Consider the following 9,580-nt stretch of genomic DNA (forward strand, 5'->3'; position numbering starts at 1 on the left):
GCCCCCCGCGGGGGGGCCGCCCTCCTCGTTCCGTTCCCCTGCGGCGAGGGGAGGCCTTTAAAGGCCGAGCGCCTTCGCCACGTTGATGCGGCCCTTCCCGTAGACCGGGTCGTTGCCGAGCGGGCCCAGGTCGTCCGAGAACTTGGCGAGCGCCTCCTTCACCTCCGACGGCTTCCGGCCGTACCTCTCCACCATCAGCGCGGCCAGGCCGGCGGCGTGCGGGGAGGCCATGCTGGTGCCGTTCAGGCCGACGACGAAGGTGCCCGTCCGGCAGACCGGGACGTTGAGGCTGAAGCCGGAGCACGCCGCGGTCACGCTGCTGGAGCCGTTGCCGCCCGGGGCGGCCACGTGGACGTAGGCGCGCCCGTAGTTGCTGTAGCTGGCCTTGGCATCGATGTTCTGCCAGGGGCCGTTCACCGCGGTGCGGGAGGTCGGGCCCGTCGCGGAGATGCAGGCCACCGTCGAGGCCGTGCAGTAGACCTTGATGGCGTTGCCCAGCTTGTCCAGGTCCATGTTCTCGTTGCCGGCCGCCACGATCACGGTCACGCCCCTGGAGTGCGCGTACGTCATGACGCGGTTGATCATCTCGTTGAACGCTGCGTTGTCGCGGCGCGGCAGCGCCACGGGGATCCCCAGGCTCATGTTGATCACGTCCAGGCCGACGTCGGCCGCGTACTCGATCGCGTTGAGCGTGCCGAACGTGCTGCCGCTTCCGTTGCGGTTCAGGACCTTCAGGCCGACGAGCGTGACGTTGGAGGTGACGCCCGCAGCCGCGACGGCGTTGCTGGCGACGGTCGCCGCGACGTGGGTGCCGTGGTAGTGGAGGTCGGCTACCTCGTGCGCGCCCGGGAAGAGCTGCTGGACGACAGCGTTCTCCGACGGGATGAAGGACTTCGAGAGCGAGAGGTCGACCAGGCCGGCCAGGTCCGCGTGCCGGTAGTCGATCCCGGTGTCCAGGATCCCCACCTTGACCTTACGCGAGCCCAGGCGGCCCGCCGCCCACGCCCGGTCCGCGCCGATCTGGCGCAGGTGCCACTGGCGGGGGTAGAAGCTCGCGGTGGTGGGGTTGCCGGGGCTCGCCGGCTCCGACAGCACCTCGTCCTCGATGGCGTCGAGGATCATCTCGCCCACGGGCGCGTCCAGGACCACCTGGATCTCGGGGTTCCAGTGGGCCACGTCGGCCGCCGCGCCCAGGCTCTCCGCGGCCTCGGGGCTGAGGCCCTGCGTGGCGGCGATGCCGAGCTGCGCGAACGCCTTCTCGATCGTCCCCCCGGCGGCGGCCACGCGGGCCCCGAAGTCGGCGGGGATGCTCCTTGTCGTGAAGACGAAGAGGTGGCGGCCTGCCTCCGGCGAGCCGGCGCTGAACACCGCGTCGGCGGGAGCGTGCGTGGCCGCCGGGGCGGTGACGTCGTCCGCGCAGGCCGACAGCGCGACGGTGCCGGCCAGGAGGAAGGAGGCGAGACGGAAGTGATGCATTGCGTGTCTCCGCTGAGGCGGGGTGGAGCCGGCGCGGGCGCCGGCAGCGTTCCCTCGGCAGCTGGACTATCTCGGATCCTACCGAGATCCCCGGCTTTGCGGACCGGCCTCGCGACCGGGGTGCCTTTCGGCCAAGGAGGATGGGACGACCTCCGAACCGGACTGGCGAGCGGGGCGGAGCGCGGGCGAGCCGGCGCCAGGCGCCGGCTCAGAAGCCGTGGCTCTGCCTTTTTAACGGGAGAAGTACAGCGAGTCCAGGGCGCACGTGGCTCCGGAGCGTGTCCGGCCTTATGCGTGCATTAACCGTACGCCGAGGACGGCCGTTCGTCAAGGGGTGCGAAACGTGCTCAAACGCTTGCGGGGCAAACATCTAGCTGCTTCGTGCCACATCGGCCAAACTCCGGGCGCATCACACACCCGCCAAGCTGGCCCCGGTGTCTCCGGCGCGGCGGCCGATCTCTGCCCACTCGCGCCGGAGGCGCTCCAGCAGGTCGGCGCGGGCCGCATCGCCCGCGGCCAGGCGGCCGTCCGCGTCGCGGAGCACGAACTTCAGGAGGGTGAAGCAGGCGGTGGCCTCGCCTGCGTCGGCCAGGGTGTCCAGCTCGGCGTCGTCGGTGAGCCAGAGCGCGGTGGGGACGGAGCTGGCGCGCCTCGCGAGCTCCTGCAGCCCGGGGCCGGGCCTCAGCCAGGGATGCGTCGCGAAGAGGCTCGACCCGCGGGTGAGCGAGTAGATCAGGGCAGGCGCGAGGCGGTTCTTGAAGGCGTCGTCGGTGAAGGCGGTACCGTACACCAGCTGGCGGACGCGCTTCATGAAGACGCTGGAGGCCAGCGCCACGAGCGACCCCACCCGGACCTCCAGCATGTGCAGGGCCTCGCGGACGGTGAGCCGCTGCAGGTCGGCCCAGGCGTCGCGCACCTGGACCTTTTCCCGCAGCACCTCTCTCGCCTGCCGTACCAGCCCCCGCATCCAGAGCATCCCCCCGGCAACCACCACCGAGAGCAGGAGCGGGACGCCGTAGACGAGGACGCGCCACAGGATGGAGCGGTCCGGGTCCGTCCACGCCGCGAAGGCCACCGCCCCCGCCGACAGCACCGCGGCGATGAAGACGAGCCACCCCGCCACGCGCGCGGCTCCCAGCGTCAGGAAGCCGCGGCGGCCGGCCGGAGGCGGCGGGTAGAGGTCCGGGTCCGGGGGGCTGGTGTCGCACACCAGCAGCAGCGGCGCGTCCGCGGCCTCGCGGTAGGAGAGGAGCACGCTCCCCACGCCCTGGTTGTCGTAGACGCCGCCGTCCATCAGCGGCAGCCCGGCTTTCCACGCGCCCTCCGGCCACCCGGCCCTCGCCAGCGCGGTCTGCACCTCGGGGAGGGGAAAGTCTGCCGGCCAGCGGAACTGCTGCGGAAAGACGAAGGGCTCGAAGGCGCTGGGAAAGCACGACGATGCGGCGACCACGTCCGCCAGGCGGGCCCGCGCCGCCGCTTCGCGCGGGACGGGGAAGTTGCCGTTGCCGATCATGGCGCGCGGGTTGGCGCTGCGGCGGAAGCGGAAGTCCACCCCGCTGCGGAACTCGGTGCTGTTGAAGATCACCTCGTCCAGGGGGAGGGCGGGGCTCTCCAGCACCTCTCCCAGGCGGCGCTCCCCCAGGAAGTCCGGGGAGGCGTACACGCCGGCCGCCGCGCGGATCAGCGAGGGGGACGACGGGTGCCCGTGACCGCGGGAGGAGGCCAGCCCCGCCAGCGCGTCGCGGATCACGTTGGTGCGCCGCAGGAACGCGGCGAAGCCCGCCGCGAAGTCCCCGAAGGACTTTCCGTCCAGCAGGCTCTTCACCCACGCAGCGCCGAAGATGGTGCCCCCCGACACGGTGGAGAGCGCCACCACGTCGCCCAGCAGCCCCACGCGCTCCAGCAGGCGCAGCACCCCCAGGTGGAACCCCGCGGCGCGGTACCCTCCGCCCGAGAGCGCCAGGGCGATGGCGCCAAGCGTGCCGTGGGCGCGGCGGGGGGCTCCGGCGGGCTCGGGGAGGCCTGCCGGGGGGGTGGCATCGGCGTTCGCGGGCCCGGCGGCCGCGACGAGGGGCTGGACGCTCATGGTTTTCTGCGGGAGGGAGGTGGGGAAGGTCCGACGCCCCCAAGATGCTGCCGGGTGGCGTTTCCCGCCAGATTTCCCGCTGATCGGTGCGCGGGGAGAAAAGAACGAGGGGGAGGCCGCGTGGCCTCCCCCTCGTCGTGCCCGGGCGGATGCAGCTCCGGGCTCAGCGGATCCGCGACGGATCGGCCCCCTCGCTGATCACCTGGATGGCGCCGTGGCTGTGTCCCGGTCCGAAGCGGTAGTTGGCCGCGGCGGCGTTGAAGAAGCGGATGGTACCCACGTCGGCGGCGGCCACCTGCTGGAGGGCAGCGGGCGGCCCGAGCCGGGCGTTGTTGAGGTACACCACGAGGTTGTCGTCGTCATCGCGGCGCAGGCTCTGGCTCCCGCGCGTCCGCAGCCACGCGGGACGCAGCGACCGGACGATCTCCAGGGCGTTGGCGGCCCCGGTGGCGACGATTTCCTCGTGCGTGATCACGTTGGAGCTGCTGCCGCGGGCCGCGCTGGCGTTCGCGGGCCGGGCGACGTTGCCGGGCGAGGAGGCGCAGGCGGTGGCGGCGAGCGCCAGACCCAGGACGAGGGCGCGGGAGAGCGGGTTCATGGTCGGGTCGGGATCGGGAGTGGGGCTCCGCGGAAAAGATGGTGCGCGGAGCGTCGGCAGGTGCTCCGGAAGCTACGCCGGACCCTTCGGGCTTTCAAGAGCGGCAGCAGGCACGAGCGCGCGGTGTACGACTCGCGCGATCATCGCATGTGAAGTGGGGGAGCACGGGTTCTTTCCCCGCCCGCCCCCGCGTCCTATATTCCCCTCCCGACGACAACCGACAGCCCGATCCGCGCCGGCCCCTCCCCCGCAGGAGGGACCGGCGCACGCGCACGCGCCCGAGAACCCCGCGCCCCGACGGTGGATAGATGCCCAAGCGCACCGACCTACAGAGCATCCTGATCCTCGGCTCCGGCCCCATCGTGATCGGGCAGGCCGCCGAGTTCGACTACAGCGGCACGCAGGCCGTCCGCGCGCTGCGCGAGGAGGGGTACCGCGTGATCCTGGTCAACAGCAACCCGGCCACGATCATGACGGACCCCGACCTGGCCGACGCCACCTACATCGAGCCCATCACCCCCGAGTGGGTGGAGCGGGTGATCGCGAAGGAGAAGCCCGACGCCGTCCTCCCGACGATGGGCGGGCAGACCGCGCTCAACGTGGCGCTGGAGCTGCACGACAGCGGGGTGCTGGCGCGGCACGGCGTGGAGCTGATCGGCGCCAACGCGCGCGCCATCCGCATGGCCGAGGACCGGAGCGAGTTCGCCAAGGCCATGCGCCGCATCGGGCTGAAGCTGCCGCACGGCGGCTTCGCCCGGTCGTGGGAGGACGCGCTCCGGATCGTGGAGGACACCGGCTACCCCGCCATCATCCGCCCCAGCTTCACCCTGGGCGGCACCGGCGGCGGCATCGCCTACAACCGCGAGGAGTTCGAGGAGCAGGTGCGGCGCGGGATCGAGCTGTCTCCCGTGAGCGAGGTGCTGATCGACCGCAGCGTCATCGGGTGGAAGGAGTTCGAGCTGGAGGTGATGCGCGACGGCGCCGACAACGTCGTCATCATCTGCTCCATCGAGAACTTCGACCCCATGGGCGTCCACACCGGCGACTCCATCACCGTGGCGCCGGCGCAGACGCTCACCGACGTCGAGTACCAGCGGATGCGCGACGCCGCCATCGCCATCATCCGCGAGATCGGCGTGGAGGCCGGCGGCTGCAACGTCCAGTTCGCCGTCAACCCCGCCAACGGCGAGCTGCTGGTGGTGGAGATGAACCCCCGGGTGTCCCGCTCCTCCGCCCTCGCCTCCAAGGCGACCGGCTACCCAATCGCCCGCATCGGCGCCAAGCTGGCCGTGGGCTACACACTGGACGAGCTCCCCAACGCCATCACCGGGACCACGCCGGCCTCCTTCGAGCCGACGCTGGACTACGTGGTGGTGAAGTTCCCCCGCTTCGCCTTCGAGAAGTTCCCGGCCGCGGACCCCACGCTGGGCGTGCAGATGAAGGCCGTGGGCGAGAGCATGGCCATCGGCCGCACCTTCCGGCAGGCGTGGCAGAAGGCCATCCGCGCGCTGGAGATCGGCCGCCCCGGGTGGGAGGCGGGGAAGACCCTGGCCGACGACCGGCTCCCGGACGACACCCCCGAGTCGCTGCGCCGCGCCCTGCGCCGCCCCACCCCCGAGCGCCCCTTCCAGGTCAAGCGCGCGATGGAGGCCGGGATGCCGCTGGAGGAGATCGCCGGTGCCACCGGGATCGACCCCTGGTTCCTGGCGCAGCTCCGCGACCTGGTGGACGCCGAGCGCGGCTACGCCGAGCTGCCGGAGGTCACCCCCGGCGAGCTGCGGCGGATGAAGCGGCTGGGCTTCTCCGACGCGCAGCTCGCCCGCATCCGCGGCGAGAGCGAGGCCGCCGCCCGCGAGCGCCGCTGGGGCCTGGGCGTCCACCCCGTCTACAACATGGTGGACACCTGTGCCGGCGAGTTCCCGGCGCGGACCCCGTACCTGTACTCCACCTACGCCGACGAGAACGAGTCCGTCCGCTCCGACCGGCGCAAGGTGGTGATCCTGGGCTCCGGGCCCATCCGCATCGGGCAGGGGGTGGAGTTCGACTACTGCTGCGTCCAGGCCGCCCTGGCGCTGCGCGAGGCCGGGTTCGAGACCATCATGGTCAACTCCAACCCGGAGACCAACTCCACCGACTTCGACATCTCCGACAAGCTGTACTTCGAGCCGCTGACGCTGGAGGACGTGCTGGAGATCGTCCGGTTGGAGCAGCCGGAGGGCGTCATCGTGCAGCTCGGCGGGCAGACCCCGCTCAAGCTGGCGCAGGGGCTGGAGGATGCCGGGGTGCCCATCTGGGGGACGCCGGTGGATTCCATCGACGCCGCCGAGGACCGCGAGCGATTCGAGGAGCTGGCGCGCCGCCTGGGGGTGCAGCAGCCGCCCAACGGCACGGCGGTCGCCGCCGACCAGGCCGTGGAGATCGCGTCCCGCATCGGCTACCCGGTGCTGGTGCGCCCCTCGTACGTGCTGGGGGGGCGGGGGATGGAGATCGTCTACGACGAGCCCTCGCTGCGCGGCTACTTCGCCCGCGCGGTGGAGGTGTCGCACGAGCGGCCGGTGCTCATCGACCGCTTCCTGGAGGACGCCTTCGAGGCCGACGTGGACGCCCTCTGCGACGGCGAGACGGTGGTGATCGGCGGGCTGATGCAGCACATCGAGGAGGCCGGGATCCACTCCGGCGACTCGGCCTGCGTCCTTCCCCCGTACCTCCTGGGCGACCGGGAGATCGCGGAGATGCGCGAGCACACCCGCCGCTTCGCCCTGGAGCTGGGCGTGGTGGGGCTCATCAACGTGCAGTACGCCGTGTTCCAGGGGACCGTCTACGTGATCGAGGTGAACCCGCGGGCCTCTCGTACGGTGCCCTTCGTCTCCAAGGCCACGGGGGTGCCCATCGCCCGGATCGCGGCGCGGCTCATGGCGGGGGAGAAGCTGGCGGACTTCGCCCTCCCGGAAGAGATCCCGGTGGGGGGTGTGGCGGTGAAGGAGTCCGTGTTCCCCTTCAACAAGATGCCCGGGGTGGACCCGCTCCTGGGGCCGGAGATGCGCTCCACGGGCGAGGCCATGGGCTTCGACGACTCGTTCGGGATGGCCTTCGCCAAGGCGCAGATCTCGGCCGGGATGGAGCTGCCGCGCGAAGGGACGGTGATCGTCACGGTGAACGACCCGGACAAGCCCACGGTGACGCCCATCGTCCGGCGGCTGCACGACATGGGCTTTCGCATCGCGGCCACGGGCGGGACGGCGCGCTACCTCCGGGCCCGCGGAATCCCCTGCGAGCAGGTGTTCAAGGTCAACGAGGGCCGCCCCAACATGGCCGACCGGATCATCTCCGGCGAGGTGGCGCTGCTCGTCAACACCCCCCTGGGGAAGGAGTCGCAGTACGACGACTACGCCACGCGCCGGGCCGCCATCGCGCACGGGGTGCCGTACATCACCACCATGTCCGCGGCGTCCGCGGCAGCGGACGCCATCGTGGCGCTCTGGGCCGGCCGGCGCGAGGTGAAGTCCATCCAGGAGCGCACGGCCGGGCTGGTGCGGACGGCGGAGCCGGCGGGGGTGTAGACAGGAACGCCGGACGCGGAACGGCTCCGGGAGCGGCCAGCCTCCCGGAGCCGTTTTCATGTTGCGGCGGGGCGCCGCTCCCCGTCACTGGATCTCGCAGTTCGGGTCGCAGAGTCCGCCACCGCCCCCACCCCCACCCCCGCCTCCTCCGCCTCCAGTACCACCGCCGCTGGACTGGCGCCGCACGATGTGGTAGGCGTACCCGGTGTTCCCCCAGGTGTCGTACACCTCCACCTCGTAGATGACGTAGGAGACGTCCGGGAAGGTGTGGGATGCCCCGCTCACGCCCCATCCTTCGGCCAGGGTCGTCCGCCCCACCTCCCACTCGGCGGTCCAGCGGTAGTGGTAGGTGCCGCTCCCGCCGCCGACCGCGGCGTTCACCCCCACGTACATCCCCGGGCTGGCGTACTCCGCCGGCTGGCTGGAGATGGACACCGAGAGCGTCCCCGCAGTCGAGCGCACGACGGGCGCGGCCCGCTCCGTTCCCGGCTGAACCGGTGTGTCGCCGCACCCGGCGGTGGCGAGGGACAGGACCGCAACGGACAGTGTTGCTAGGCGCCGCATACGACCTCCTGGTGAGTGGGGGCTGGACGAGACGGCAGCCGCAGCGCTACGTCGCTTCGAATCGCCTCCATCATCTGTCATTACCTATGCGCGCTTACTGCGGCGCGCGCAAGGGGCTTGTGACTGTCCCGTCCGGGAAGCCTTTCCGGCCGCGCTCCCGGCCCGCATTCTACGGCACCTCCGCAGGGCGCGGGGGCATGCCATGCCTGAACGGAGGTCCGTACGTGCGCATCGAGGAGATCCCTGTCACCGGCTACGAGCGGGTCGCCTACGCCGAGGAGCCAGACGCGGGGTACCGCGCCATAGTCGCCGTGCACAGCACCGCGCTGGGTCCGGCGGTGGGCGGCACCCGGCTCTGGCGCTACGGCTCGCGCGAGGAGGCGCTCACGGACGCGCTCCGCCTGTCGCGGGGGATGACGTACAAGAACGCGGTGGCAGGGCTGGATGCGGGCGGGGGGAAGGCGGTCATCCTGGCGCCGGAGACCATCGCGGACCGGCGGGCGCTCTTCCGGGCGCACGGGCGTTTCGTCGCGGCGTTCGGGGGGAGCTTCAGCACGGGCGAGGACGTGGGGACCGGCCCCGAGGACATGGCCTGGATCGCGGAGGAGACGCCGCACGTCGGCGGGCTGGCGCACCGCCTGGGCGACCCCTCGCCGCACACCGCCCGCGGCGTCTTCCGCGCGATGCAGGCGGCGGTGCTCCACCGCCGCGGGAGCGCGGAGCTGGCCGGGCTCGCCGTGGCGCTGCAGGGGTGCGGGAACGTGGGCCGGCACCTGGCGCTCCTGCTCCGGGACGCAGGCGCCCGGCTGACCGTGGCGGACGTGGACCCCGCGCGTGCGGAGCGGGTGGCGGCGGAGTGCGGGGCGGAGACCGTCGCCCCGGACGCCGTCTACGCCGTCCCGGCCGACGTGTTCGCCCCCTGCGCGCTGGGGGGCGTCCTGAACGACGCCACCATTCCGCGGCTGGCGGCGGGGATCGTCTGCGGCGGGGCCAACAACCAGCTCCTGGAGCCCCGCCATGGCGACGCGCTCGTGGAGCGGGGGATCCTCTACGCGCCGGACTACGTCGCGAACGGCGGCGGGGTGATCGCGGGCCTGGGCGACTTCCGCGGCGAGGACCCGGCCGTCGGCGTGGCGCGGGTGGAAGCGATCCACGACACCATGCTCACCGTGCTGCGGATGGCGGAGGCGCGGGGGATCACCCCGGAGCGCGCGGCGGACCTGCTGGCGGAAGCGCGGCTGGCGAACGGGTGAACGCGACGCGCGAGGGGGCCCTCCTTCTTGGAAGGGCCCCCTC

6 protein-coding genes and 1 riboswitch are annotated in these 9,580 nt (G+C 72.3%); of the genes, 2 read left to right on the forward strand and 4 right to left on the reverse strand.

The window, feature by feature from the left end:
* Positions 1-57 precede the first annotated feature (57 nt).
* The 3 genes from VGR37_19825 to VGR37_19835 form a co-directional block, all read right to left on the reverse strand.
* Positions 58-1,476 (reverse strand): S8 family serine peptidase, encoded by a 1,419-nt coding sequence (locus VGR37_19825; protein HEV2149659.1) that lies wholly within the window; start codon positions 1,474-1,476, stop codon positions 58-60.
* A 53-nt stretch (positions 1,477-1,529) separates the two neighbouring features.
* Positions 1,530-1,611, reverse strand: a riboswitch (cyclic di-GMP riboswitch).
* A gap of 274 nt (positions 1,612-1,885) precedes the next feature.
* Positions 1,886-3,562, reverse strand: coding sequence for a patatin-like phospholipase family protein (locus tag VGR37_19830; protein HEV2149660.1), 1,677 nt, complete (start codon positions 3,560-3,562; stop codon positions 1,886-1,888).
* Between the two features lie 163 nt (positions 3,563-3,725).
* Positions 3,726-4,160 (reverse strand): hypothetical protein, encoded by a 435-nt coding sequence (locus tag VGR37_19835; protein HEV2149661.1) that lies wholly within the window; start codon positions 4,158-4,160, stop codon positions 3,726-3,728.
* A 308-nt stretch (positions 4,161-4,468) separates the two neighbouring features.
* Here VGR37_19835 and carB point away from each other — a divergent pair, with 308 nt between their 5' ends.
* On the forward strand, positions 4,469-7,720 hold the full coding sequence (carB, locus tag VGR37_19840; protein ID HEV2149662.1) for a carbamoyl-phosphate synthase large subunit: 3,252 nt from the start codon (positions 4,469-4,471) through the stop codon (positions 7,718-7,720).
* 84 nt (positions 7,721-7,804) lie between these two features.
* Here the strand turns inward: carB and VGR37_19845 are convergent, their stop codons facing one another.
* Positions 7,805-8,182 carry a hypothetical protein gene (locus VGR37_19845; GenBank protein HEV2149663.1) on the reverse strand — a complete coding sequence of 126 codons (378 nt, stop codon included), beginning with the start codon at positions 8,180-8,182 and terminating at the stop codon, positions 7,805-7,807.
* A gap of 326 nt (positions 8,183-8,508) precedes the next feature.
* Here VGR37_19845 and VGR37_19850 point away from each other — a divergent pair, with 326 nt between their 5' ends.
* A complete protein-coding gene (locus tag VGR37_19850; protein HEV2149664.1) occupies positions 8,509-9,537 on the forward strand; it encodes an amino acid dehydrogenase in 1,029 nt (342 codons plus the stop codon).
* Positions 9,538-9,580: the final 43 nt, after the last annotated feature.

This window comes from Longimicrobiaceae bacterium (genome assembly GCA_035936415.1).
GTDB lineage: Bacteria > Gemmatimonadota > Gemmatimonadetes > Longimicrobiales > Longimicrobiaceae > JAFAYN01.

What these genes read in the sequence shown, in the direction of transcription:
- VGR37_19835 (HEV2149661.1), bottom strand. Translation starts at nt 4,160, where the DNA reads ATGAACCCGCTCTCCCGCGCCCTCGTCCTGGGTCTGGCGCTCGCCGCC.
- VGR37_19825 (HEV2149659.1), bottom strand. Translation starts at nt 1,476, where the DNA reads ATGCATCACTTCCGTCTCGCCTCCTTCCTCCTGGCCGGCACCGTCGCG.
- VGR37_19830 (HEV2149660.1), bottom strand. Translation starts at nt 3,562, where the DNA reads ATGAGCGTCCAGCCCCTCGTCGCGGCCGCCGGGCCCGCGAACGCCGAT.
- carB (HEV2149662.1), top strand. Translation starts at nt 4,469, where the DNA reads ATGCCCAAGCGCACCGACCTACAGAGCATCCTGATCCTCGGCTCCGGC.